Below are 26,386 nucleotides of genomic sequence, written 5' to 3'. Positions count from 1 at the left end.
GTGCTATGGATATTAATATTCAAGCCCTGTTAAAGGCTCTGGAAGACGAAACAGTGCGAGCAAAGGTACGTGAGATAGTTGTTGAAAAAAATGATTGCGTAGAGCCACCGTCAGAAAAAGAGCAAGTATCCAGGTTTGATGATTCTGAATTAGAGTGTGCGAAAGCGAGCCTACAAAAGGTTGAGAGTGAGAACGAAGATTTGAAGCAATTTATTGATAAGTTAAAGTCTTTGCTTTGTATGGAGAAAGAAGCTAAAGAAAAGGCTGGAGTTAGGGTTGGGCAACTTTCTGAACAAAATGGGGATAAGGATCTGTTGGTTGTGAAACTACAGGCTGATCTTAAACTACTAGCAGAGACGAAGAATCAGTTACAGAATGATGTGACCGAGTTAAACCAGAAGCTTGAGTATTACAGAAATAATTTCCGTGATGATCTACAAGTTCTTGAGTTATATAGCCGATTGTCAGAGCAAACACTTCAGTCTTTATCTGGAATCTTTAAAGATACAACAGTTCAAGGTTTGATTTCTTGTGGGATTCAAGAGAAAAATATTTCTAATCTATGGGATTATGCGAAGAGTGAAACAGTCAACGGAAATAATGGTGATATAGCTAATGTGATTTCGCTATTCAATCTGTTATTTAAGCGTTTTACCTTAGCTTATCCTATGTTCGCACTTCAAGAGGTTAGCTCTGGGGACTCGTTTGACACTCAGTGTCACATAAAACATAGCTCTAGCCACAACACAAGTGGCTCTATCACCCAGATCATGCTTCATGGTTACGTTAATACCAAAACAGGTAAAGTTATTAAACCATCTGTCGTGAAGTTGTAGCTTTAGCTGGATGTTCAGAAATAGAAAAGCGACATTCATAGAATGTCGCTTCGATCTATATTATTGCTCAGTAATAAAAGGATAAACAGGGTCACCCCATAGCTCACTACTACCATCCATCATAATCTTGATGATAACTGGTAGAACCTTTTCCAAGAGCACGGTGCAATCTCTTAATTGCTGTCTATTCGCAGAGCTGCTATAAGTCGCACCACCGTGAATTATTTGATTACGCAGCGTGTAAAGGCGTGAGAATACGATAGAAAGCACTGACGCTGTGTTGTTATGCCCAAGTGCTGTATTAGCTGCGACCTTAGCTTTACTGCGAGCTTCTTTCCATTCTTGTTCACTAATGCGTCCCGCATGGTAGCTCCAATAGCTTTCAAGAATAAACTCGTTATCGAGCAGTGCTCGTATTACACCTGAGTAGTTTTGCCAGACAATTTCAGCTAACAAGTTATCAGAATCTAGTTCAACAAGGCGACATAAAAACTCTTGGTACAAGCCACGCTCACCGTAGTTTGCTTTTTGTTCAAAATCTTGAGCGTAAGCAGAGTTGAAAGCTATCCAAAGGAAAGTAAATGTAGAATCATCATCTTCACATGCTTCCGCTTTCTTTAGCCAACTTAGAGAGCGATGCACACGAGTAGAAAGTGATTGCGAATAGCTATTTCGCTCACGACGGTGACGTTCTTTTAACGTATTAAAAGTAAGCATTTGTTCCTCTTAATTTTTTGTTTTTATTTTTCTCGAAGGCCAAAATCAGAAATTTAATCAAATTGCGTAAATCCAATTGGATTGGTAAAAACTGAGCTTAACAAGATTTTTTACTGACTTAAGCACTCTGCTCAATGATAACTTACAAATAGAATATATAGCTTGGTTAAGTTCAAAAAGTTAATTGTTTTGAACTCTATCTCTTGAATTTACAGAGTAGAGGTGGATCTCCTATTTATTAATAGGTCGTTAATTGCACAATTGTAAATAAATACATGTGACAAGGTAACATATCAAAAGAGTAGTTTTAATAACTGGTAAGTAAATTAGGGCGATACTTATAGTAAAATTTGGTAGATAGTCGTATGCTATTTTAACTGTAGTGTTGCTTGGTATTATAGAGAAAGCCGAGGCTTACTCGGCTTTCTACATTTCTAATTATAAATGAGCGAATTTATATGTTCTATAACCGCCAATCAAGTTACGAGCTTTAAAGCCTGAGTTCACTAATTGACGGTACGCGACGTTACCACGTAACCCAACTTGGCAATAAATCACGATTTCTTTGTCTTTTGGAAGTTCGTCCATACGATGACGTAATTGGTCGACAGGAATGTTGATTGCATCTTTAATAAAACCAACGTTTTCAAGTTCACCTGGGTTACGTACATCAAGTAGCACCTGGTCTTCGGTTAAGGAATCCATTTCATCATAGTGAATTGCTGTCGCATCCCCTTTGATGATGTTATTTGCGACAAATGCAGCTTGGTTTATTACGTCTTTTGCACTGCCGTAAGGGGGCGCGTAAGTCAACTCTAGATGTTGTAGCTGTTCAACCGTCATACCTGCACGCTGAGCAACAGCCATAACGTCGATACGCTTATCGATACCGTCTTTACCAACTGCTTGAGCACCTAAAATCTTGCCTGATTTCGGATCGAACAACATTTTGAATGAAACAATTTCAGCGCCAGGGTAGTAACTCGCGTGGCTTGCGGTGTGTACGTAAACTTTTTCGTATTCAATGCCTGAGCGTTTTAGCTGTTTCTCATTTTTACCCGTTGAAGCCACAGCAAGGTCAAAGATCTTACAAATCGCCGTACCTTGTGTACCTTGATAAGTCTCGCTACGACCAAGCATGTTATCGGCTGCCATACGACCTTGACGGTTGGCTGGACCCGCTAGAGGAACAAGTGTCTGCTCGCCAGTGACAAAATCTTTTTCTTCAACTGCATCACCAACAGCGTAAATTGAAGGATCGCTGGTTTGCATGTATTCATTAGTGTAGATACCACCAAGCGTCCCAATTTCTAATCCCGCTTCTTTTGCTAATTTAGTTTCTGGGCGAACACCAATAGCCATAATCAGGATATCGGTGGTTAGTTTTTCACCGTTATTAAGCGTAAGCTCCAATTCACCTTCTAAGTGTTGATGTTTCTCACTCTCACCTGCATCTATGCTAGCCACATGTTCATTTGGAATAAATTGTACAGACTCAAGAGCAACGCCCAATTTAAGGTCGATCCCTTTTTCACGGATTTCTGCGTGAGCAAAACCTGCCATTTCACGGTCAACAGGTGTCATGACTTGCTCTGCCATTTCAAGCAAAGTGGTTTTAATACCCAGTTGATGGAAGGCTTCCATTACTTCTAAACCAATGAAACCGCCACCTACAACCGTGGCGTGCTCTGGTTTGTTCATCTGGATCGTTTTAATGATGCGATCCATATCAGGGATATTACGTAGTGAGTGAGTCAACGGATTATCCAGACCAGGAATTGGTGGAACGATAGGGCCTGCACCTGGGCTAAGTAATAGGAAGTCGTATGTTTCTTCATATTCTGAGCCATCAAGAAGATTTTTTACTGTCACTGTTTTGTCTTGACGGTTTATCGATATCACTTCATTCATTACACGAACATCAACGTTGAAACGCGCTAAAAAGCTTTCTGGTGTTTGTAGCAATAATTTACTGCGATCTTTGATGTCGCCACCGATGTGATAGGGAAGGCCACAGTTAGCAAAAGACACGAAACTACCTCGTTCGAACATAATAATTTCTGCATTTTCACTTAAACGACGAGCGCGGGCTGCTGCTGATGCACCGCCAGCCACACCACCGACAATGAGAATTTTGGTCATATAGACACTCCAACTTAGCGAGTAAAAAACAAACAATAACACACTCAAAAACAAGTGAATTTTTGTTTGTTTTTAAGATGTTAATAAGAGCAATGTAAAACTATTTTAAATGTCGTCCATCATCTAGTTGACTAACGACACAAAAGGCCCGCGCTCAAGCATGATGATTTCTGCGTCTTCACTTAAACGTCGCGCTCGTGCAGCGGCTGATGCACCGCCAGCCACGCCGCCTATGATCACTATCTTCGTCATAATTTACTCCAAGTTTCTGCCTATCACATTGCGAACTTTTACGCGGGTGTGAAGGAGGGGCTAATTTAAATCCGTTGGTAAAACATACTCTGCTGGGCGGACGCTAATTGACACACTTTAGTGATGATTAACATCGTCAACGCCGCTAATTGGAAAAGGGCAGAAGATAAAAACGCGTGATAATACAGTGACTAGGCTTACGCTTCCAGTACTGACGCCTATCTTTCGTCCGTACAGATTCATGCTTATACCAACGACTATAAAACTTTAAATTAGCATTGTCTAATGTTAAATATACTAAATTTACAAATACTAAATAAGCATTGACTAATTTAAATTAATTAGTAAGCTCTAATGTGTTTGGCGACAAGGGGATCTTAGGTGCATACAACAGACATTAATACCATGAGAGAAAATGCGGCTGAAGTCGCTGACTTACTGAAAATTATGGCTCATCCAGAGCGATTGATGGTGTTATGCCAGTTAACTCAGGGGGAGGTTGGTGTTGGTGTGCTTCAACAAAGTTCGTCACTGAGTCAATCCGCCTTTTCGCAACATTTAACGGTTTTACGTAAGTACGGAGTCATTCGAGCGCGAAAGGCATCGCAGCAGGTTTTTTACTCCCTTTCGGATGGGCGCATTACCTCATTGATCGAGACGTTACAGACGCACTTTTGCCGTTAATTTGTAGCATTTATGAGCGTATTCCATTTTTAGTTTCAGAGGTGAATTATGACATTCTCCATACCTTGGGCATCACTAGCAGGCGGTATCTTACTGGGCCTTTCCGCCATTTTGATGTTGTTACTTAACGGCAAAGTTGCCGGTATTAGTGGTATTTTGGCTGGTCTCTTAAAAACTAAATCGGCAGATTTTAGCTGGCGGTTGTTATTTGTTGTTGGATTGATTTCTGGCGGCATTTGGGCCGCGAGTGTCTACACCACCGCGGTGCCAATTGTCTATTCAAGTTCAATGATGATGCTGGCCGTTGCTGGCTTTTTGGTTGGCGTTGGTACTCGTTTAGGGAATGGGTGTACGAGCGGTCATGGCATCTGCGGTATAGGGAGATTGTCAAAGCGCTCTATCATTGCAACTTGTGTGTTTATGGGCGTAGCGGCGTTGACCGTTTTTCTTCGCCTCCATGTCATGTAGTGGTTCGAGGTATTTTTGATGAGTAATTGGCTGTACAAAATCACGGCGCTGCTTTGTGGCGTGCTCTTTGGTGTTGGTTTAGTGATATCGGGTATGGCAAACCCTGCCAAAGTGATTGGTTTTTTGGACGTTGCTGGGCAATGGGATCCTAGTTTGATGTTTGTCATGGGTGGCGCGTTGTTGGTATTTATGCCCGGGTATTTTTTTATTATCAAGCCAAGAGTTAAACCGTTGAATGGCGATGAATTTTGCCTAACCACGAAGCAAACTGTTGATTGGCGTTTAATTACTGGCGCGGCGATTTTTGGTTTAGGCTGGGGAATTGCCGGTATTTGCCCAGGGCCCGTAGTGGCAAGCCTAGGGTTAGGCAACCTCGGCGCTTGGCTATTTTTTGTTTGTCTCATGCTTGGATTAGCCCTGACCAATTTGTTCGTGGCAAGCGCAAGCAAGGCTTAACCTGCAACTATTGCTATAGCATAGGTTTTTACCACTGAAACTCAGAGCGAACAGGGCAGTGGTCGCTCAATTTATAAGTGAGCACATCTTGTGACGTATAGAGCAACTGCTCCGTATTTTGCGCGGTTGTAGCTAATTGTTTGCTGGCAACAATATGGTCGATTAACGAACGAAATTGGTGAAGCTGATTCGGTTTCTTGTTTGAACGGACTTTGCACTTGGCTGGTGCCGTCTGGGTGAGCAGCTGTGCTTGGCTATTCGCACTCATGGCGCGCCAAAGCCAATCACCGGCATAGGCAAGGTTGTGGTTGAAATCGCCCATGATCAAATACTGATGGCCCGCCGCTTCCTGCTGTAATATCCAAGCATTAAGGTGCTTTGCTTGTTCGAGTACTTTAAGGCATGAACGTTTTTGTCGATATGCGCCGCTACAGCCGGCTTTTAAATGAATGGATAGTGCATGGATGGCTGGCTTATTTTCGGGTTCGAGTACGATATAAGTGGCAAAGCGTAAACGACTATTTTTGTCTTGTTCAAGTTTAATGTCGGCAGGGTCGTTCGTCGAAATCGTCGATTTTATTGCAAAGCCAGTGTATTGGTTTGCATCATCAAATTGATTGAAGCGGAATTGAGGTTTGGCGCGATCGGAGAGAATGATTTGGTATTTATCGCCAAACACGCGCTTTGCCAATGCGACGGATTCCACTTCCTGAAAAGCAACGACATCGGCATCGAGCTGCTTTGCGTAAAACGCTAATCGTTCCAAGTCATCATTGTGGCGTGCGGAAGTGGATGATTTTGGTATGGGTTGCTCGGTTAGCCACTCAATGTTCCAAGTTGCGACGCGATATTGGGCAATTTGCGCAGCCTGTGAACACACAGAGCTAAGTAAACAAAATGCTGCGATACACAACCTAAGATTAACATTCCGCATGACGTCTCTCTCCTCATCCTCATTCAGCCTTTATCCTACAAGACTCCAAAAAAATTCAAGTGGTCAATGCCGCTTTTTCAACATTTTCACCTTTTATTTTCTATCTGAGATCAATCCCCATAACTTCACGATCTTATTAGTGAATCACCTAACTTTGTTGATCTAAATCAATACTCTCATTTGGGTGTTTTCGTTAAATACGCCACAATATGTAGTGTCAGAAGAACAAAAAATAACCCTATATAGTGTATTTGTGGATAACTCTGTGAGTATCGTTAGGGTAAGGAGAAACAGTGAAAACTCGAGTAATTAAACGTGATGGCTCTAAAGCCCCGTTTTGTCGTGATCGCATCCAAGCGGCTGTTGAAGCGGCTGCCGATCACGTGGATAAAGAAACCGCCATTTATGCTCTTAATGTGGCGTTAGCCGTCGAGTTAAAGTTAGCCGAACAGTCGGAAGTTCATATTCATGAAATCCAAACGTTGGTCGAAAACGAACTGATGCAAGGGCCTTTCAAGTCATTGGCGCGTGGCTATATTGAATATCGCCATGACCGAGATATTGCACGTGAAAAGCAGAGTGCGCTTACGCGTGAAATTGAAGGCTTAATTGAAGAAAGTAACGTTGAACTGATTAACGAAAACGCCAATAAAGATGGCAAAGTGATTCCAACTCAACGTGACTTGCTGGCGGGTATCGTTGCAAAACATTACGCAAAAACTCATATTTTGCCGCGTGATATTGTTAATGCGCATGAGCAGGGTGACATCCATTATCATGACCTAGACTACGCGCCGTTTTTCCCAATGTTTAACTGCATGCTTATCGATCTTAAAGGTATGCTTACGCATGGTTTTAAAATGGGTAATGCAGAAATTGACACGCCGAAGTCAATTTCGACGGCGACGGCCGTCACAGCACAAATTATCGCTCAAGTGGCAAGCCATATTTATGGTGGGACCACGATTAACCGTATTGATGAGATTCTTGAGCCTTATGTTTTAGCCAGCTATGAAAAGCATCTGGCTGTGGCTCAAGAGTGGGATATTCATGATCCTGAAGCGTTTGCGACTGCGCGCACTGAAAAAGAGTGTTATGACGCATTTCAATCACTGGAATACGAAGTGAATACACTGCATACGGCGAATGGGCAAACGCCGTTTGTTACCTTTGGTTTTGGGTTAGGTACTTCTTGGTCATCGCGTCTGATTCAAACGTCTATCCTGAAAAATCGTATTGCGGGGTTAGGTAAAAATCACAAGACAGCGGTGTTCCCGAAATTAGTCTTTGCGATTAAAGATGGGCTGAATCACAACCCGAGCGATCCAAACTACGACATTAAACAACTGGCTCTCGATTGCGCGTCTAAACGCATGTACCCAGATATCCTCAATTATGACAAAGTGGTTGAAGTGACTGGTTCATTTAAAACGCCGATGGGCTGTCGTAGCTTCCTCGGTACCTATGAAGAAAATGGTGAACTTGTTCATGATGGGCGTAACAATTTAGGTGTCGTTAGCCTGAATTTGCCGCGCATTGCTATCCAAGCGCAAGGGGATGAAGTTCGCTTTTATCAATTGCTGGATGAAAAACTGCATCTGGCCCGCCGAGCACTCGAGACGCGAATCAGCCGCCTTGAAAACGTCAAAGCACGTGTTGCGCCTATTTTGTATATGGAGGGAGCGTGTGGTGTACGTTTGAAAGCCGAAGATTCTATCGCAGATATCTTCAAACACGGCCGGGCTTCAATTTCTCTGGGTTACATCGGATTGCATGAGACGATCAATGCGTTATTTGGCCACCAGGTTCACCTCTATGATGACGGTGAATTACGCCAAAAAGCGGTAAATATTGTGGCGCGACTCAAACAAGCGGTCAACACATGGACCGAAGAGTCAGGCTATGGATTTAGCCTCTATGCCACACCAAGTGAGAATTTGTGTAACCGTTTCTGTCGTCTGGATGCAAAAGAATTCGGCGTTTTAGAAGGGGTAACGGATAAAGGCTATTACACCAATAGCTTCCATTTGGATGTTGAGAAAAAAGTGAATCCGTACGACAAAATTGATTTCGAAATGCCTTATCCAAGTTTGTCGAGTGGTGGTTTTATCTGTTACGGTGAGTTTCCAAACATGCAGCGTAATATCGAAGCGTTAGAAAATGTTTGGGATTACAGCTATAGCCGTGTGCCGTATTACGGTACCAATACACCGATTGATGAGTGTTACGAGTGTGGTTATACCGGAGAGTTTGATTGTACCAGTAAGGGTTTCACCTGCCCGGCGTGTGGTAATCATGATTCAAGTAAGGTCTCGGTAACTCGAAGAGTATGTGGCTACTTGGGGAGCCCAGACGCAAGGCCGTTTAACTTTGGCAAGCAAGAAGAAGTTAAACGCCGAGTCAAACACTTATAAACCGACAACATCAAGAGCAGTTTCGGCTGCTCTTGCCTAAGAACACTATGAATTTTCATCAATATTATCCCATCGATGTTGTTAACGGCCCGGGGACTCGCTGCACCTTATTTGTGTCTGGGTGTGAACATCAATGCCGAGGCTGTTATAACCAATCGACGTGGCGCCTCGACTCTGGCTCACCATTCACTCAGCAAGCCGAAGATAGAATTATCGCAGACTTGAACGATACGCGAATCAAACGCCGTGGGCTTTCACTCTCAGGCGGTGATCCGCTTCACCCGGCCAATGTCGAAGCCGTACTGAAATTAGTGAAACGTGTTCGTCGAGAGTGCCCAGGGAAAGATATCTGGCTATGGAGTGGTTATCGTATCGATGAACTCTCAACACAGCAAAAGGAAATCGTCAGTTTCGTTGATGCATTAATAGACGGAAAATTTGAACAAGCTTTGGCAGATCCTCGTCTCGAATGGCGTGGAAGCGCGAATCAAATCATTCATTACTTTGAACATCACACAATTAAATAGCCATACTCAAAACGCAAAATAAAAACTGGTCAAAAAGTGTTCTTATCCTGGGTGGTTTTGTTGATCAAGCTAACAACCTGTTGGTTTTTTAGGCGAACAAACAACCAAAACATCAATTTTTGCCGTGTAGACTAAAAAGACGTTTCTTTCTTGAGAACTATGGTGTTTACTTGAATTTCCTCATCTTGAATTTCAAAGGGTTGTGACTTTCATGTTCTCTCGTTTACCTGCTCCTGCTTTAGATCCCATTCTGTCTCTTTCTGCTGCTTATCGTGTTGATGAACGCCCCAACAAGGTTGACCTTGGTATTGGCGTGTATAAAAACAGCCAAGGTGAAACGCCTATTATGCAAGCGGTTCAACGTGCGCAAGATAGGGTGGTGGCGAGCCAAAAAACCAAAGCGTATGTTGGCTTAGCTGGCTGCGAGGAGTTTAACCAATCAATGGTGGATCTTCTTCTAGGCGGCACATCGGTTACTGACCGTGTTTCTGCAATTCAGACGCCTGGCGCCAGCGGTGCGCTGCGTATGCTGGCGGATTTATTAAAATTTGCAGAGCCAGAAACCACGGTTTGGATTTCCAACCCGAGCTATGTTAACCATAAGCCAATCATGGAGGCCGCAGGCCTTAAAGTTCGCTATTTTGATTATTTTAGTCCAGTAACCAAACAAGTCGATACCGAAAGAATGTTGAGTTCGCTTGCCGAAGCAGGAAGTCAAGATGTCGTGTTATTACATGGCTGCTGCCACAATCCAACGGGGGCAGATATCGATTTCGATGCTTGGAAAGCGATTACTGAATTGTCACAGAAAAACGGGTTTACTCCGTTTGTCGATATTGCGTATCAAGGCTTTGGTGATGGTTTAGATGAAGATGCTCGCGGGCTACGTCATATGGCAAGTCATGTTGAAGAGATGCTTATCACTACGTCGTGTTCTAAGAACTTTGGACTCTATAGAGAGCGAACGGGTGCTGCAATTGTGGTCGCAAATACGCTTTCTGATGCCAACAATGCCAAAGGCAAATTGCTGACTCTGGCGCGTGCGACGTACACAATGCCACCGGATCACGGCGCAGCGTTAGTCAAAACTGTGTTGCAAAATCAAGAGCTAACGGCGATCTGGAAGCAAGAATTAAGTGAAATGCAGCAGCGTTTGTTAAACCTTCGTCAAACTCTTTGTAACGAATTGAGAAATAAACACAATACTTCACAATTCGACTTTATCGCGAATCACAAAGGGATGTTTACTGTGCTAGGATTTAGCCCAGAACAAATGACCCAACTTCGCGAGCAATATGGTATTTATGGTGTTGGCGACGGGCGAATTAACATCGCAGGTCTAACGGAGAAAGATATTCCGTATGTGGCTCAAGCGATGATTGCAGTCAGTTAGCGCACCTTTCAACAGAGTGAGTAAGGCATGAACAAGAACTGGAAAGTATTGATTCCTTTGATCTTAACAAGTGGTCTCGCAGCCTGTTCCACAACACCGGAAACCACAGGCAGCGAACAATCACCGGAAAAAACCACAACAACGGAACAACCAACACAGCCTGAAACGTCTTCTGCGACTCAAGAGGCGGAGCAAGCAAAAGAGACCAGTTCAAGTTCAAAAACGGGTGTATCAGAACAAACGAAGTTGAAACTTAAGGCTAAGAAAACGGAAGATGGTCGGCTTATTCTAGGAGCTCAAGAGTGGGTATATGTGCCAGGCCTTGAGCAAAATTTTGATGCGCGAGTCGACACTGGTGCGACGACCTCTTCAATCAGCGCGGTTGATATTGAGCCGTTTGAGCGTGATGGCAACGATTGGGTTAAATTTAAAATCGAGCATGAAGGGGTTAAAAGCCGTGATATTGCTTTGCCAGTCGAGCGTTGGGTGAAAATTCGTCAGTCGAGCAGTAATGGTACTGACCGCCGAGCGGTTGTTATGGCGTGGATTCAAATTGGTGATTTAAAAGAAAAGACCGAATTTACTCTCGCGGATAGAACCCATTTATCTTTCCCATTGTTACTCGGACGTAGTTTCTTTAAAGATGTCGCCGTTGTCGATGTTAGCCAAAAATACATTCAAGACAAGCACGACAGTCAATAATCACATCGAAGATAAAAAAAGACCGCACAATGCGGTCTTTTTTTATGCAAAGAGATAGTGAGAATCAACGATCCCAATAAGCTTCTTCAAGGCTATCTTCTCGTTCTGGTAGTGCACGAGATAGGCGAGGAGAGTGCTGTGTTAATACTTCATAACTGACTCGATTGGCGTACTTACAGACTTGCGATAGCGATGAATAAGTTAAAAATGGTTGAACGTGTTTTGCTGAGTTAGGCACATTTTCCGCGTGATAACGATTTGCCGCCATATCATGCAGCAACGCAGAAAGCGCACCATCGCCAGCACCATTGGTGTTTTTAATTTCCAGCGGACCGCCTAAGTAAGGGCCAATATGCGAGTAGACTTTGAGCGGTGTTTGGCAGTCTTCACGGCGCATTGCTCGGCTAAACTCATACTTGTTAAATTCAGCGATATTGCCGGGTAGCAGCGGCAGTTCGGTTTCACGTTTGGCTGAGTCATCAGTGTAACCTGCCATATACAAGCCAATTGGGCCGGCAGTGCAAAGTACCAAATCGACCCAATCTAAGGCTTTATTGGCGGCAACGAGTGGGTCACTTTCGCCAGTCAGCGCTTGGCCTTCTTCTTCGTTCATGGCGACCACCGTAATGTTTTGTTTTAAGTAGTCTTGCCACCATGATGCATTTCCTTCAATGACCCATTTGGTCCCTAAGGTCAGGACCACAGGAACATGGTGCTTCTTCGCCAATTCGACTGCGCGAGCCACCGCTTTCGGCATCGGGTCTTCAGGTTTACCACGCATCAAATAAGAAGAGACGACCAACGCGGACGCTTTCTCAAACACGTTTTCAGGGATGCTATCAGGGCGTAACTGATTCATATCACCTTCATTAATCGCAAACGTACGTTCGCCATCTTGAGAGATGAGGGTGTAACAGCGACCAATCGAACCCTCAACGGTTTGCAGGTGATTGAGGTTCATACGTGAAGAGGTGCGACACAAATAGCGATAGGCGAACGAGCCAACTTCGATGTTGCGCGACATCACACCAAGTAACACAGATTTGCTGTCTGCCAGTACCGAATAGTTGTGTAACGTGTTGCCAATCGTATCCCCAGGGTGCTGGTGGGTAATCAGTTGGCGATCAACAAGTTCTTTATAAAGTGCGTTGGCTTTACTCTCTTCCAGTACCAAAGAGTGGCCTTTACTCAATTGGTATCGCTCAAGGAAGTCATCATCGACACGAGCTTCTATATCAACAATGGTTTGACCAATTCCGACAATCGTAGGACGTTGCAGCTTTGGCGTTTGCTGGATTTGATTAACAAGTGGATCGCGAGCATGGGTCGGGAAGTAGTGCTTGGATTTGCGCTGGCCTGGAAATTTCATTAGCAGTGATCGGTGAAAAATTTTTTAGAATAGTATCACATTTGTTGCGACGCTCTTACATTTTATTGCAGGGAATAGCGCGTCCATTGAGAACGCGCTCAGGCACAAATTAGGCCCTTATTCTGCGGGAATCGCTTGGTTATAAGCTTTGGTTCCCCATAATGGCACCGTTGATAAGCTATGTTTGAAGCTACCGTTGGTTTCTTTCGTTGAGTAGGATAGATAAAGCAGAGTTTGGTTTTCTGAGTCATAAATTCGGCGCACTTTCATGGACTTAAAGAAAATACTTTTGGATTTTTTAAACACCACATCACCAGATTTACTCTTATCAATTTTACTGATCATCTCTGGCGTAATATCTCCAGTTTGTCGACATGAAATAGAGCCATCACTTGGGTCGGAAAAACTTAAATCAGCTTCGATCGATGCGATATGGCAGGTGACACCCGTTACAATTGGATCCTTCAGTGAACCAATTTTTATGTCGTTCATGGTAAACATACCAAGTGATACATCACCGACTTCGTTGTTATCACAAGCGGTTAAGCCAAGTGCAAGCAATAAGCTAACGGCCAACTTTTTATACATAGTTCTTTCCTCTAACGATTTCGCTCGCATGATAACAGGTTTAGTGTCGCAAAACATTGACCAACCAACGCCTAGTGGTAACTGTCCGTTTTACAACATATTATTTAAATAAACCTTGTTACGCCTATACGGTGTGGGTATCCTAGCGACAACGTCATACCAAGGAATTTGTCATGTCTCCATCTTCTCACCCACTGATGGCTGCTAAGCAGCAATGGTTGTTTCAACAAGTGGAGGTTGAGTTTCCCACTAAAGAAAGCCTAGAAGGTAGGGCGTTGTATCTTGAAAAAGAAGCGGATGTCACTATGTGGGAAACCTCTTCACTGGCATCGACCTTTGCCAGTGACGACATTTTTTTGGTCGATTTTCATCGATTGACGATCCTATTTGCTCAATTACAATCAATGCGTTGGTCGGATGCCGAGCATCAAGCTTTGATCATCGAGTTTTTGACTCAAATTATCTACTCGCCACCTTGTGAGTTATATTTGGCCTGCCAGCAAGGCAGACCGTTAGCTGGAGCAATCGTTACTCGTTTAGACAACGAGGTGCTCATTTCAGATTTGGCGTTTGCACAGCCAAAGACCGAGCAGGTGAAACAAGACTGGGTGCAAGGGCTCATCCATCGCTTAGGCATCGACTGCCAGTCTTCGACAATCTATATTGCGGATTAATGTCATTCATGCTTTTTTCTACGTTATTCGTAACCTGCTAATTCTTCGTTATTTTTAATACTTTTCTTGATCTTGTTCTCATCAGCGCTGATCACCAAGTGCTGAGTGACCCAGTCGATATTTTTGCACTTTAATCTGGTTAAAGTGCACGCTTTCCGCATTTCATCCTCATTAGCCTGAAAATCGAAATATAGTATTTGTAAAAGCAAATACAAAAAACAAAGAGTGGCAATGAATCAAATCCAATGTGTGATCTTTGATTGTGATGGGACATTAATTGATAGCGAAAAATTGTGCTGCCGTGCCTTAGCAACGGTGTTTAACCATTATGGCGCACAAATGAGTGTTCAAGATGCCTTGGCCCATTTTGAAGGCGGTAAGCTTGCGGATATCCTATTCACGACAGCGGAGCGTTTAGGCATTAGCGTGTCGCTCGACGAACTTGAGCCTTGTTACCGACAAGAGGTCGACCGGCTGTTTCGTCAACATTTGAAACCGATGTCAGGCGCCACCGAGCTTCTTATTGAGCTCAAGGCAAGGGGGATTGAATATTGCGTGGCGTCGAATGGTCCGCGAGAGAAAATTGAACGTTCACTGTTTTTAGCCGGATTATTACCGTATTTTCAAGGGCGTATTTTCTCTGCGTTCGATGCAAACAGCTGGAAACCAGAGCCCGATTTAATCCAATACTCAGCGATGAACATGGGATTTTCTTTGTCCCAATGTTTGTATATCGATGATACGGCGAAAGGGCTTGAGGCCGGGCTTCGTGCTGGGGTCGAGACGATTCAACTATTAGGCATCAACTCTCAGCTTTATTCCAAAGATGTCACCGCCATTGGCAACTTAAAAGAGTTGAATGCCTTAATACCCGTTTAGTGACACAAACTACTGGTCATGATTGGCGTGATGCGAGTAAAGCGTTTCGCGTTGGCAACACTGGTGGCGGCTTTGGATACATCATCAAGAAAAGTGCCGCAACCTGCGCACAAAAACTGATTTTTGTCCGACAATAGATATTCATCGCTACCGCATAGCGGACAGCATAATGAGCTTTGGGTGTCTGTCATTGGAGTCTCCGTTAACAAGCGAAAAAAGAGTAGGGTGGGATTTATTTTTTATAGTTAGGCTCATGATGTTGTGTATTGAGCTCATTGCCAGTGTAGCGTAAATTGATTTAGCAAGAAGTAGGATAATGATTTTCCGACTAAATAGTTCGAGTTAATTATCATTTTTCGCTAAGGAGTGTTTATGTCGTCAGGTTACTGCATCGTGTTAACCACCACCAACGATCAGCGAAATCGTCAGCTGATTATTGATTCCGTTTTACAGGAGAAATTGGCTGCATGTATCCAGGCCATGCCAATTGAAAGCCACTATCTGTGGCAAGGTGAAACTTGCTGTGATCAGGAAACCTTGTTGATTTTCAAAACCACCGACCGATGTTATCAAGAATTGGCAGATTTAATCGCCCAACTGCATGATTATGAAACGCCTCAAATTGTTAAAATCCCATTTTCAGATGGTGCTAATCCTTATCTGCAATGGCTTTCTGCCTCGACAAAAGCTTAAGTTAGGTTGTTTACCTTTTTCTAACTTTGTTGAAAAGTGAAACGTACACACAGTTCTCGAACGCTTACTATAGTTTGTAGCGCAAATGTTTGCGTTGGTTTTACAAGCTGATTACAATTCTACGCCTAACGATTACTACGATAAAGTCACGCCATGGAACTTAAAACAGTCGATTTTCTTGCTGAAGATGCTGCTGAGCAATTTGTTAAATCACTTCACGAAACCGGGTTTGGGGTCCTTAAAAACCATCCTATACCGAAATCACTTGTTGAATCGATTTACCACAATTGGCAGGGGTTCTTTCTGTCAGAGCGTAAGCACCAATTTCAATTTAATGTTGATACACAAGATGGTTACTTTCCTCCCAGTGTTTCTGAAGTGGCAAAAGGCCACTCGGTAAAGGACCTCAAAGAGTACTACCATGTCTATCCTTGGGGGCAAATTCCTCAAGAGTTATCGGAGCAGATTTTAGATTACTACCAACAAGCTAATGCGTTTGCAGAAACACTGTTAGGCTGGGTTGAAGCGTATTCCCCACAAGACGTACAAGAGAAATTTTCAGTACGACTATCACAGATGATTCACCAAAGTCATAAAACGCTGCTGCGTATCTTGCACTACCCGCCGATGACGGGCAGTGAAGAGCCTGGAGCGATTCGAGCGGCCGCTCACGAAGACATCAACTTATTGACTGTCTTACCGGCGGCCAATGAGCCTGGCCTGCAAGTGTTAAGCAAAGATGGCACCTGGCTTGACGTACCGTGTGATTTTGGCAATTTGATCATTAACATTGGCGATATGCTGCAAGAGGCATCTGGCGGCTATTTTCCATCAACGACTCACCGGGTCATTAATCCAAGCGGTGAGCGTCAAACTCATTCACGCATTTCATTACCGCTATTTTTGCACCCCAAGCCTGAGGTTGTGTTATCTCCGCGCTATACAGCACATGACTATCTAATGGAGCGTTTACGCGAGTTAGGCGTCATTTAATTCGGCCTGCGTTTTATAAACCGATGAAAAGAGCGGTCTCGGGCTGCTCTTTTGTCGCAGAGATCAATTCCTACGCTCTTTTATGGTCTCGTTTCTCGACAAATCTCCAACAATAGATTTGAATTATATCCATGGGTCATCATTTAGTATGAGCAATGGAAGAGCAAAACGCGGTTCGCGCACAATTTCAGTCTTACATGGAGAATCCTTTGGTTTGGCCAACACTTGAAGTGTTGCGTAAGCAGCCCAGAGGATGGAAAGTTCACACGCTCGCAGCTCATTTACGTGATATGGAGCTAATTCCGGTTTTAGATGAAGCCGCGGATAAAGACCTTTTTAAACGTAACTTTCTGATAATGAATGCACTCTATCAACTTCAAGAAACCTTGTTTCCAGATAACTGGGTTCAGGTCGAAGCCATGGATATTGCGTTGTTACCGGTTCATTATGTTCCAGGCCATTCCATAGATAACGAAGACCCGCTTCGTGACTATTACACCCATTGGGAAAATTACGAAGCTGAAGAAGGCGAAGTGAAACGACTGCTCAATGAATTTTGGACACGCTATCACGATTTTGTTGGTGGTAGCAGTAATGTCGTGAGCATTGATCGGCATCGTGCTTTGAGGTTATTTAATTTACCTCAGGATGCCAGCAAAACTGAAATTCGCAGAACATGGCGTAAGCTGGCTTTGAAATGGCATCCAGACAGAGATAACGGTGACAGTGAACGCTTTCGCGTATTGTGTGAAGCATGGAATGTGCTTCGTCAATGTGAACATATTTAATGAACATTGGTTAAAAGTAAAAAAGCGCCATTAGGCGCTTTTTTTGTTATGTATTGAGTAGTGTATTTAACACTTTGACGCTGAAAACTGAGCTTTGCGCATACGATTTAACGTGGCGAGTACATCGAGTACACGCGGTTTTGCCAGGTCACCTTGCTCAGGCATCTGATGGTGCCATTGGTCATGCAACTGGCGCTCAACAAATTCAGCAGGGTTTTGTGTCCAGCCCGGTTGCTGCGCTATCTGGAAGCAGAGCCAACCGATCGCATTGACTTGATTGGAGGATTCTAACTGTTCCAATGCACTTAAATTCGTAAACTCTTTACCAAGCCTTAGCGACTCTTTTCCTTTTGCCGTCACGCGATATTTACCTTCAACCAAGATTTTCTGAATGGCAGCGCCATTTAACGCTCGTGGCGTAAAGTCCAGCAGTGGTTTTTCACATTCATTATGGCGTTGCGTCGGATGCTGAGCGATGACTTGCTGCGCTTTCTCCGTGACATCAATGGCTTGATAATCGTGCATTTGAATCACAGTATCGGCGATATCAAGGTAGTCACCTGAGCCTCCCATAACAATAATGGAAGAGATATCGAATTGGTCACGTAATTGACCGATACGATCCACTAGTGGAGTAATGGGTTCATCAGACTTGGCAACTAACGCCTGCATGCGTTCGTCGCGAATCATAAAGTTGGTGGCGGAGGTATCTTCATCAATCAGCAGAGCCTTCGCGCCGGCCTCAATCGATTCTTGTAACCAAGCGGCTTGCGAAGTAGAGCCTGAAGCATCCTGGGTGGAAAAGTCGTCGGTTTGTTTATTGTGAGGTAAGTGATTGATGTAATTTGATAAATTGAGGCGGTGAACACAGCGTCCATCTTCCGCGCGAATTTTCATCGCTTGAGAGTTGGTCACAATCGCTTCTCGACCATCACCGGGAATATGGTTATAGATTGAACGTTCAATCGCGGTCAGCAATGTCGATTTACCATGAAACCCACCACCCACCACGAGGGTAATCCCTTTCTTGATGCCGAGCCCCGTCACCGGGCCCTGATTTGGGGTATCCAATGTGACCGACAAAGACTCAGGCGCGTTAAACGCGATCGCGTCTTTCATTGGTAAGTCGCTGTTACCAGCAGCTCGTGGCAGTATTGAACCGTTAGCGACAAACGCGGAAAGTTGCAGTGATTCAAGTTGTGCACGCATTGCTTCTTGATCCTCGATCACTTCACAGTGGTGTTTCAGCGCCTCAATATCGAGCTCTCGTTCGATGGTGCAGCGACGGATGAATTTAGGTAAGTGGAAGGTTAAAAGATTAAGCGCTTTTTTTCCGAGTACTGAGCGGCCTTCGGCAGGCAGGTCGACTCGAAAACGCAGCTCTATTCCCGACTCCTGAAACAGTATCGCTGTGTTATCCAATACCGTTTGTCCTGTGGTCGCGATATTAATGTGGTTGTCTTGCTTGGCAAAGTTTGCAAATTGGCGTGCGATAAAATCACGTGCCGCCACTTGGTAAGCGGGAGATTTTTCTTTAAGCCAAGCGAGGTCTGTCAACGGCCAAGGGCGTAAGGCGCGTAAACGTGAGGAAGAGGCATACGGATCGCCTTGGACATGATCAATAAAAAGCGTGAAATCTTTAAAGTCATACTGACCTTTGATCTGCTGATATGCGCGATAATTTTGTTTTTCGATTTTTTTCAAAATCGCAGTAAGTTGATCCATAAAAGGTTATCCACTTTGAACAGAAGCCGAGGATTATAAGAAGCCAATCCACTTCCGTAAAGCATACATCACGATTCAACCATCGGTGGTGCACTCTGGTGCTGAATTTGATTGAGCAGGGAGTATTCAAACTGTTCCGCTGTCATTGGTTTTCCATAATAAAAACCTTGTCCGTATTCGCAGCCTTCTTGAATGATAAAGTTCTCATGAAATGCGCTTTCTATACCTTCGACGGTCACCGCTAAATTGAGTTTTTTGGCCACATAGATGATCGAATGGACAATCTCTCTGTCGTTGTCACTGCTGTCGAGATGCTGGATAAAACTTTTATCAATTTTTAGTGCATCAAATGGGTATTTTTTTAAATAGTTGAACGTTGCGTAACCGGTACCAAAATCATCTAAAGACAGCGTGACTCCAAGTGTATGTAAGGCAGTCAATGTGCTGTGTGCCGCGTGCTCATCGGCTATCAAACTGCTTTCTGTAATTTCAAGCTCGAGGTTTTTAGCAGGAAACTGATGTTGTTTTAGTATCGATTCGACATGTTCGGCAAATTGGGGGTTACGTAACTGCACCGCAGAGACGTTGACGGAGATTTTAAAATTCGGGCGTGAGTTTATCCATGGTGCTGATTTTTTGAACGCTGAATGGAGCACAAAAGTGCCAACTTCAAAGATCAGCCCGTTTCGCTCGGCGATATGGATCAGCGACTCGTTGGAAAAATCACCTAATACAGGATGACGCCAACGCAGCAGGGCTTCTGCTCCTATCCACTGTTTGGTGGTTGGAGAGACCTTGGGTTGAAAGTAAAGTAATAGATCTTCGTTACGTAATGCTTTTAACAGATAACTTTCCAGATGGTTCAGTTCTTGTTGAAAATCCGCCAGTGCTTGGGAGTGATGATTAAATTTATGACCCAAATCCTTACAAGAACGCATGGCTTCTTGTGCTTGTTTGAGCATTTGCATTGGGTTATCGCTCATTTCACTGGTGGTAATGCCAATATAAGCATGCAAATGAATGCGCTGCCCTTCAAGTTCAAATTCCGATTGGCTGACATTGATAACGTGGCGACATACTTCTTCGGTGAGGCTGTTGAGTTGATTCGTCGCGACAGTGACGGCGATGACTAAATCATTACTGGCAGGGCGAGCGGTAATAAAATCAAGGTGGGATAAATTGTTTAAGCGCTGACGAAAGTGAATCAGTATCTGCTCCCAAGCAACATATCCATGTTTGGATTGCAATGTCGCGCCATTGGCGAAGCCGATATAGAAAACCAATATCGCGCATTCCGGTTTTTTGTGATCAAGAAAGCTTTGCAAACTCTGCTCTAAACCCGGCCGGTTAAGAAACCCAGTGCCTGAGTCATGATGATTTTGATAACGTACTTTTTCTTCAGCAGCAATACGTTTGCCGATTTCTTGATTGAGTGAGTAATTAAGCTCAACAAGGTCTTTGGTGCGAGTTTGAACGCGATTACTTAGCTCTTGATTGACTGCTGTAAGCTGCTCTTTTTGGTACAGTGTGGTCATTTGAGACTCGATGGCATCACGAAAACTTTCCATCAAGTTTTGAAAGGTAGTATCAAAGTTGTTTGGTGATGTATCTAATAGACATAACGTGCCGAAAATATCACCTGTAGGCCAGCGAATAGGAATACCTAAGTAAGCGATATAGCCTTCTTGCTCTAAAGGCGTTTGACGCCAATATAAATCATCACGTGCGTTAGCTATCTTAAGCGTCGTGCGCTGGCTTATTACATGCTCACAATACAGCCCCGTCCCTAAGTTGTGCGTATCTCCGACCTGAAATTCACGTGGCGAGCCGTCGCTGCAGCAAAAAATTTCCAGATGTTGTTTATGAGCTCGAACGATCATTGCAGCAGGGACAGAGACTAACTCAGTGAGCAAGTTGGCAATGGTTTGCCAGCCACAAACAACTTCGATAGGAATATTGATTTGGTTTACATTTACTTTAGGCATCATAAATCGAGTCAGCTCACTACTGATGCAACTTGCGTGTTGCAGCGGATTAATAATCTGACTCAATGTACCAAAGAACCGCGTGTTGACCACGCAACCGCGGTTCCATTCCGTGCAACTGTCTCACACTTGATACGCTCTACTTATGAAAAACACTCAAATCCACAGGCTCTGAGTAGTCTATGTTGTCAAAACCGAACCCATTGAGATTTAGGAACTCGGTTTTTACGCCTTGGTAGTCAGCCAGCTGCGCAAAGTTATCTTTATTCAACTGAGCGAGTAAGGATTGAACACGCTCCTGCGTATCAACATTCATCTCCCAGTCATCCATGCGCACTAAACGCTCAGCATCAACAGGAACACTGTCTTGCGTATAGAGTTTATCGCTAAATAAACGTTGCATCTGCTCGATACAGCCTTCATGCGTTCCTTTCTCTTTCATCACTTTATATAACGCGGTGAGGTAAGGAGTTAAACCCGGAATAAACACGCTGGCTTTGGTGACTAACGCTTTACACACAGTGGCGTAAGCATTGCCCTGATAATTGGCGAGTTTAAGGTTAAGAGAGTGGCTGGTTTGATGTAAATCGACCTTGGCTCGGCCGAGAGTACCATCTAGGTATATCGGATGGGTGACTTCCGAGCCAATATAGGAAAAGGCAATGGTTTTACAGCCCTGCGCGATGGACTCTACATTAATCAGTGCATCGACCCAGGCTTCCCAATCTTGTCCGCCCATAATTTGTAAGGTTGCGTCAATCTCTTCTTCAGTGGCTGGAGAAATCGTTTGCTGTTGCCATTGGTCATTTTCTAACTGAATGGTTGCGCCAGAGAACGATTGCCCTATAGGTTTGATGGCAGAGCGCAGCATGTCGTCACTGCCTTTCGGATCTGGCCGCACGCCTGCGGCAACACTATAAATAATCAGATCAACTTCACCTTCAAAGTAAGTCTCAATCGCTTCAATGACCTCTTCTTTAGTTTGATCAGAAAAGGCGTCGCCTTGAATATTGACAGCAGTATGGCCTTCACGGTTGGCATATTTCTTAAAAAAGTGGTTGTTATACCAACCCGCAGAACCGGTTCCTTTATCGCTGGGGCCACGTTCGAAAGACACACCAATCGTGTCAGCGTTGCTACCACCAAACGTTAATGCGATGCGCGCAGCGAGTCCAAATCCAGATGAAGCTCCGATGATCAACACACGTTTTGGACCAGCTTGGATCGATTTTGCTGATTTTACGTAATTAATTTGTTTAAGGATGGATTGTTCGCATCCGTAAGGGTGAGAGGCGCGAGCAACAACCCCTTTAATCACCGGCTCTATTATCATGTTATTTTCCTAGTTTAGCCAAACTAGGAAATAGAATAACCGAAAAGAGCTTGCCAATTATTGAGCTACGGCAATTGAAGGTGAGTTATTAACTGATCAGCAACAAAATTTGCTATCCACGGTTGTGCCTCTGCTCTTGGGTGTAAACCATCGTCTTTCATCCATTCAGGACGCGTAATGACATGCTCAAGAAAAAAGGGAATCAAAGGCAGGTCATGGCTGTCTGCAAGTTTGGGATAAATGGCTGAAAATGCTTCGGTATAGCGTTTACCGTAATTAGGCAAAACGTGTATTTGCATCAAAACTGGCGATGCGCCGTCTTGCTTGATCAACGATATCATCTCTGTGAGGTTACGTTCTATTACATTGGGTGGGAAACCGCGTAGGCCATCGTTTGCGCCTAATTCGATGAGCACATAATCTGGGTGATGTTGACTTAATAAACTGGGTAGTCGCTCTAGACCATTGCCGCTAGTATCACCGGAGATGCTGGCGTTAATAACTGTAACATCATGATTTTTATCAGCTAAAACATCAGGCAACAAAGTTGGCCATGCTTTTTCGATTGGCATTTGATAGCCTGCACTTAAGCTGTCGCCAACAATCAATAACTTAGTCGCATAAGCTGGTGCTGTTACTAGGAAAATTACAACAAGGGAAAAGAGTCTAAACATGCAAACATCCGTAATTAAAGCCGTTTCTTTGTCTAAAACAGTCTCTACCAAAGAAGAGCAATTGACAATCCTTGAGGACATTTCTTTTGATGTGAAGGAAGGGGAAAGCATCGCGATCGTCGGGACATCAGGCGCGGGTAAGTCAACATTGATGACCTTATTAGCGGGCCTCGATGTTCCATCGCAGGGCGTGGTTGAATTGCTCGGTAAAGATTTGGCGCAACTTGATGATGAGCAGCGTGCGGCCATTCGCGCTGAATCAATTGGATTTGTGTTTCAAAGTTTCCTTCTTATACCCAGTTTAAGCGCCATTGATAACGTGACTTTGCCTTGTTTACTGCGCGGTGAGAAAGAGGATAAAGCGAGAGCCTTAGGGCTGCTTAAATCTGTTGGTTTAGAACACCGTGTTGAACATTCACCCGCTCAGCTTTCTGGTGGTGAGCAACAGCGAGTAGCGATAGCGCGCGCATTTATGATTCAGCCGAAAATTTTGTTTGCCGATGAGCCAACGGGGAACCTTGATGAGCACACGGCAGAGCGTGTCATTGAACTTCTTTTCGAGCTCAACAAACAACATGGAACCACCTTGGTGTTAGTGACGCATGATATGGCACTGGCGGACCGCTGCGATCGCCGCTTACATATCTCAGCAGGTCATTTGGAGGAAGCGTAATGTCCTATAGTACGTTTGCATCACCAAAGCTCTGGTCTTGGAGCTGGAACGAAATTCGTCACGGCCAGCTTTGGCCAGTGTCTGTTGCGTTAACGTTAATTATTACCTGCATCTTTGCGTTGACTGCGCTTACCCAGCGTATGGAACAAGTCATCGTGAAACAAGGAAAAGAAGCGTTGACGGCAGATTCAGTGTTCACGTCCAATAATCCGCTGCCTGCGCCTTTATTAACCGCAGTTAAAGAGAGTCAGTTAACCTCAGCTCAGCGCGTGCGTTTTCAAACGATGGCATTTAGTGACAATGGGATGAAACTGATTACCGTTAAAGCGGTGACCAATAATTACCCACTGCAGGGCGACATGGTGCTTTCTGACGGGGAGTCACGTTTTCAACATGTTGCGCCGGGGCAGTTGTGGCTCGATGAGCGTTTGTTCAGTCAACTGGACGTTGAAGTGGGTGACGCTGTCACAATTGGAGATGCTGATTATAGGATTACCGGAAGTGTTCTTGAAGAGCCGGGCCTGAGTTTTAATCCATTTCGACAAATGCCTTCGGCCTATATTCATATTGGTGATGTCGACAAAACGGGCGCGGTGCAACTTGGCAGCCGAGTGCGTTACGATTTGTATCTCAATGGTGAAGACGCGCAGCTTAAACCCGTTCAAGAATCGATTGAGTTGACACCGAGTGATCGCTGGCGGAATGAAGATACCGCGAGCCGTACCAGCGATGTGTTTAGCCGTACACAACAATATCTGTCTCTCAGTGTTGCGATTGTTATCATTATGGCGGCAACGACTTTGGTACTCACATGCCAACATTATGTTTCTACACGTATTCGTACCATTGCTATGTTAAAAAGTTTGGGGGCAAACAAACAATGGGTCACGCGCTGGTTGCTGCTTCAGTTACTGATTTTATTTGTTATTGCATCCGTATGCGGGCTAGGGCTTGGGTTATTGCTCGAATACTTGCTACGTATTCCCCTCAGTGACTTATTACCCAACCCTTTGCCAAGTTTTGGGATTAAACCGTATTTGTTTGCCATTTTTACGAGTGTTCTGATCACTATTCCGGCTCTGGGGATGCCACTGCTTGGCCTTATCAATGTCAGTGCAGTCAACGTATTGCAGGCACAAAATAAACCAGTTGCGGTAAAGAAATACGTATGGTTATTGCTGTTCCCCTTGATTCCGATGCTTATTCTTTATTGGGATAACAGTTTAGTGTGGATGATGCTTGCTGGGATTGTCGGGTTATTTGCCGTGTTGGCGATAATCAGCCTTCTCGTTGCGAAGTCTTTGACTCGCCTGCCTTTATCCACGGCTTTTCAGTTGGCGCTAAGTCGCATTAACCGCTCGTCTTGGAACACTGGCATCCAATTTGGCGCATTAGCATTGTCGTTAATGCTGTTAGCCACTATGTGGCTAGTTCGAACCGACCTGCTGTCTGATTGGCAAAGAACCATTCCTGAAGATGCTCCTAATGCATTCTCACTTAACATTGCGTCTTATGAAAAAGACCAATATCTCGAAACGTTAGATCACAATAATATCGACCGTTCTGAAGCGTATCCGATTATTCGGGGCCGAGTCAGTCAAATTAATCAACAAGATGCGAAGCTATATGCCGGCAATTCAGGCGATACTGACGCGTTAAGCCGTGAGATTAACTTTACTTGGAGCGACCACATTCCCGATTACAACCAGCTTATCGATGGGCAATGGACTCAACGTGATGGGGTGTCGGTTGAGTCTGAGGTAGCGAGTGAATTGGGGCTAAATGTTGGCGATTCTCTGACCTTTGTCATTAACAGCCAACAGGTGACCGCTACCGTGAACTCAATTCGTGATGTTGAGTGGCGAGATATGAAACCGAACTTTTATTTCATCTTTACGCCAGATGTGCTTGAAAATATACCATCGACATGGCTCGTGAGTTTTCGATTAACTGACCAAGACGATGCCTTGGTGAATCAGCTATCTCGGCAACACCCGACGGTGAGTTTGCTTGATATTCGTTCTATGGGAGCAAAAATTCAGGAGTTGTTAACTCAAATCGTCTGGGCAATTACGTTGTTGGCTGCATTGGGAGTGTTAGCTGGGCTACTGCTTATCTTCACGTTACTCAGATTAAGCCTGAGCCAGCGCCAGCAAGAAATCCAACTATATCGTACGCTAGGAGCAAGTAAAAAACGCGTGACAGCGACGGTCTGGGCGGAATATGGATTGATGGCATTGATCGCTGGTGTGGTGGCCAGTTTTGGTGCAGAAACGGTCGTTGGAGGGATCATGAAATATGGATTTGATCTCGCGCCTAGCTTCCATTTTGAGCTTTGGCTGTTACTGCCGATCATCACTTTTTGCACACTTTTTATTGTTGTAAACAGTCTGATTAAAAAGCTGTTAAGGCCTATAAATAAAGCGTTTATATGAATTTATGACGCTTTATTGATTCAGTTATCCACAAAATCAGTGGATAAAGTTT

Annotated in this window: 25 protein-coding genes and 1 pseudogene; 15 read left to right on the top strand and 11 right to left on the bottom strand. The window is 44.2% G+C overall.

Annotated elements, in window-relative coordinates:
• Positions 1-5: 5 nt before the first annotated feature.
• Positions 6-836, top strand: coding sequence for a hypothetical protein (locus ACFFUV_RS18160; RefSeq protein WP_253658063.1), 831 nt, complete (start codon positions 6-8; stop codon positions 834-836).
• A 60-nt stretch (positions 837-896) separates the two neighbouring features.
• Here the strand turns inward: ACFFUV_RS18160 and ACFFUV_RS18155 are convergent, their stop codons facing one another.
• The 3 genes and pseudogenes from ACFFUV_RS18155 to ACFFUV_RS18145 all read right to left on the bottom strand — a co-directional run.
• A complete protein-coding gene (locus ACFFUV_RS18155) occupies positions 897-1,553 on the bottom strand; it encodes a HEPN domain-containing protein (protein ID WP_253658064.1) in 657 nt (218 codons plus the stop codon).
• 438 nt (positions 1,554-1,991) lie between these two features.
• The gene (locus tag ACFFUV_RS18150) at positions 1,992-3,695 is read right to left on the bottom strand and encodes an FAD-dependent oxidoreductase (RefSeq protein WP_253658065.1); all 1,704 of its coding nucleotides are present in this window, start codon (positions 3,693-3,695) and stop codon (positions 1,992-1,994) included.
• Between the two features lie 126 nt (positions 3,696-3,821).
• Positions 3,822-3,947 (bottom strand): annotated as a pseudogene (locus ACFFUV_RS18145) (pyridine nucleotide-disulfide oxidoreductase); the annotation flags it as partial.
• 405 nt (positions 3,948-4,352) lie between these two features.
• Here ACFFUV_RS18145 and ACFFUV_RS18140 point away from each other — a divergent pair.
• From ACFFUV_RS18140 to ACFFUV_RS18130, 3 genes are read left to right on the top strand one after another with little or no spacing between them, the layout of a single operon-like run.
• Positions 4,353-4,631, top strand: a complete 279-nt coding sequence (locus ACFFUV_RS18140; RefSeq protein WP_390195560.1) for a metalloregulator ArsR/SmtB family transcription factor — start codon at positions 4,353-4,355, stop codon at positions 4,629-4,631.
• A 48-nt stretch (positions 4,632-4,679) separates the two neighbouring features.
• Positions 4,680-5,099 carry a YeeE/YedE family protein gene (locus tag ACFFUV_RS18135; protein ID WP_390195518.1) on the top strand — a complete coding sequence of 140 codons (420 nt, stop codon included), beginning with the start codon at positions 4,680-4,682 and terminating at the stop codon, positions 5,097-5,099.
• 18 nt (positions 5,100-5,117) lie between these two features.
• The gene (locus ACFFUV_RS18130; protein WP_390195515.1) at positions 5,118-5,555 is read left to right on the top strand and encodes a DUF6691 family protein; all 438 of its coding nucleotides are present in this window, start codon (positions 5,118-5,120) and stop codon (positions 5,553-5,555) included.
• A 28-nt stretch (positions 5,556-5,583) separates the two neighbouring features.
• Here ACFFUV_RS18130 and ACFFUV_RS18125 read toward each other — a convergent pair whose 3' ends face one another.
• Complete coding sequence (locus ACFFUV_RS18125; protein WP_390195512.1) at positions 5,584-6,489, bottom strand: endonuclease/exonuclease/phosphatase family protein; 906 nt, start codon at positions 6,487-6,489, stop codon at positions 5,584-5,586.
• 293 nt (positions 6,490-6,782) lie between these two features.
• Between ACFFUV_RS18125 and nrdD the strand changes: the two genes are divergently transcribed.
• The 4 genes from nrdD (at position 6,783) to ACFFUV_RS18105 (ending at position 11,525) form a co-directional block, all read left to right on the top strand.
• Positions 6,783-8,903: an anaerobic ribonucleoside-triphosphate reductase gene (gene nrdD / locus ACFFUV_RS18120; RefSeq protein WP_390195507.1), complete on the top strand. Its 2,121-nt coding sequence runs from the start codon at positions 6,783-6,785 to the stop codon at positions 8,901-8,903.
• 47 nt (positions 8,904-8,950) lie between these two features.
• Positions 8,951-9,430: an anaerobic ribonucleoside-triphosphate reductase-activating protein gene (gene nrdG / locus ACFFUV_RS18115; protein ID WP_390195504.1), complete on the top strand. Its 480-nt coding sequence runs from the start codon at positions 8,951-8,953 to the stop codon at positions 9,428-9,430.
• A gap of 211 nt (positions 9,431-9,641) precedes the next feature.
• Positions 9,642-10,823, top strand: a complete 1,182-nt coding sequence (locus tag ACFFUV_RS18110) for an amino acid aminotransferase (RefSeq protein ID WP_390195501.1) — start codon at positions 9,642-9,644, stop codon at positions 10,821-10,823.
• Positions 10,824-10,850: 27 nt separating this feature from the next.
• A complete protein-coding gene (locus tag ACFFUV_RS18105; RefSeq protein WP_390195498.1) occupies positions 10,851-11,525 on the top strand; it encodes an ATP-dependent zinc protease family protein in 675 nt (224 codons plus the stop codon).
• Between the two features lie 64 nt (positions 11,526-11,589).
• On the opposite strand, the gene ACFFUV_RS18100 is transcribed toward ACFFUV_RS18105, so the two are convergent.
• Positions 11,590-12,894, bottom strand: a complete 1,305-nt coding sequence (locus ACFFUV_RS18100) for an inosine/guanosine kinase (RefSeq protein WP_390195495.1) — start codon at positions 12,892-12,894, stop codon at positions 11,590-11,592.
• Between the two features lie 117 nt (positions 12,895-13,011).
• On the bottom strand, positions 13,012-13,482 hold the full coding sequence (locus ACFFUV_RS18095; RefSeq protein WP_390195492.1) for a CreA family protein: 471 nt from the start codon (positions 13,480-13,482) through the stop codon (positions 13,012-13,014).
• Positions 13,483-13,655: 173 nt separating this feature from the next.
• Here ACFFUV_RS18095 and ACFFUV_RS18090 point away from each other — a divergent pair, with 173 nt between their 5' ends.
• A complete protein-coding gene (locus ACFFUV_RS18090; protein WP_390195489.1) occupies positions 13,656-14,156 on the top strand; it encodes a flavodoxin in 501 nt (166 codons plus the stop codon).
• Positions 14,157-14,387: 231 nt separating this feature from the next.
• Positions 14,388-15,035, top strand: a complete 648-nt coding sequence (locus ACFFUV_RS18085; RefSeq protein ID WP_390195484.1) for an HAD-IA family hydrolase — start codon at positions 14,388-14,390, stop codon at positions 15,033-15,035.
• Here the strand turns inward: ACFFUV_RS18085 and ACFFUV_RS18080 are convergent.
• Positions 15,032-15,226, bottom strand: coding sequence for a hypothetical protein (locus tag ACFFUV_RS18080; RefSeq protein WP_390195482.1), 195 nt, complete (start codon positions 15,224-15,226; stop codon positions 15,032-15,034). The two genes, ACFFUV_RS18085 and ACFFUV_RS18080, sit on opposite strands and share 4 nt — an antisense overlap.
• Before the next feature lie 181 nt (positions 15,227-15,407).
• Here ACFFUV_RS18080 and cutA point away from each other — a divergent pair, with 181 nt between their 5' ends.
• The 3 genes from cutA (at position 15,408) to ACFFUV_RS18065 (ending at position 17,509) form a co-directional block, all read left to right on the top strand.
• Positions 15,408-15,728, top strand: coding sequence for a divalent-cation tolerance protein CutA (gene cutA, locus ACFFUV_RS18075; protein ID WP_390195480.1), 321 nt, complete (start codon positions 15,408-15,410; stop codon positions 15,726-15,728).
• Between the two features lie 153 nt (positions 15,729-15,881).
• Entirely contained in the window at positions 15,882-16,721 is an 840-nt protein-coding gene (locus ACFFUV_RS18070) for an isopenicillin N synthase family dioxygenase (protein ID WP_390195478.1), read from the top strand.
• Positions 16,722-16,876: 155 nt separating this feature from the next.
• Positions 16,877-17,509 carry a DNA-J related domain-containing protein gene (locus tag ACFFUV_RS18065; RefSeq protein WP_390195476.1) on the top strand — a complete coding sequence of 211 codons (633 nt, stop codon included), beginning with the start codon at positions 16,877-16,879 and terminating at the stop codon, positions 17,507-17,509.
• A 66-nt stretch (positions 17,510-17,575) separates the two neighbouring features.
• Here ACFFUV_RS18065 and ACFFUV_RS18060 read toward each other — a convergent pair whose 3' ends face one another.
• From ACFFUV_RS18060 to tesA, 4 genes are all read right to left on the bottom strand, one after another.
• Positions 17,576-19,234, bottom strand: a complete 1,659-nt coding sequence (locus tag ACFFUV_RS18060) for a P-loop domain-containing protein (protein WP_390195473.1) — start codon at positions 19,232-19,234, stop codon at positions 17,576-17,578.
• 68 nt (positions 19,235-19,302) lie between these two features.
• Positions 19,303-21,219 (bottom strand): bifunctional diguanylate cyclase/phosphodiesterase, encoded by a 1,917-nt coding sequence (locus ACFFUV_RS18055; protein ID WP_390195557.1) that lies wholly within the window; start codon positions 21,217-21,219, stop codon positions 19,303-19,305.
• A 139-nt stretch (positions 21,220-21,358) separates the two neighbouring features.
• Positions 21,359-22,552: an enoyl-ACP reductase FabV gene (gene fabV / locus ACFFUV_RS18050; protein WP_390195469.1), complete on the bottom strand. Its 1,194-nt coding sequence runs from the start codon at positions 22,550-22,552 to the stop codon at positions 21,359-21,361.
• A 65-nt stretch (positions 22,553-22,617) separates the two neighbouring features.
• A complete protein-coding gene (gene tesA / locus ACFFUV_RS18045) occupies positions 22,618-23,226 on the bottom strand; it encodes a multifunctional acyl-CoA thioesterase I/protease I/lysophospholipase L1 (protein WP_390195467.1) in 609 nt (202 codons plus the stop codon).
• Here tesA and ACFFUV_RS18040 point away from each other — a divergent pair.
• Both ACFFUV_RS18040 and ACFFUV_RS18035 read left to right on the top strand, forming a co-directional pair.
• Complete coding sequence (locus ACFFUV_RS18040) at positions 23,225-23,899, top strand: ABC transporter ATP-binding protein (protein ID WP_390195464.1); 675 nt, start codon at positions 23,225-23,227, stop codon at positions 23,897-23,899. The genes tesA and ACFFUV_RS18040 overlap by 2 nt on opposite strands.
• Complete coding sequence (locus ACFFUV_RS18035; RefSeq protein ID WP_390195461.1) at positions 23,899-26,334, top strand: ABC transporter permease; 2,436 nt, start codon at positions 23,899-23,901, stop codon at positions 26,332-26,334. Before ACFFUV_RS18040 ends, ACFFUV_RS18035 begins: the two co-directional genes overlap by 1 nt.
• Positions 26,335-26,386 lie beyond the last annotated feature (52 nt).

This window comes from Vibrio olivae (genome assembly GCF_042428525.1).
GTDB classification, from domain to species: domain Bacteria; phylum Pseudomonadota; class Gammaproteobacteria; order Enterobacterales; family Vibrionaceae; genus Vibrio; species Vibrio olivae.
This window is presented reverse-complemented; position numbering and strand designations above follow the sequence as displayed.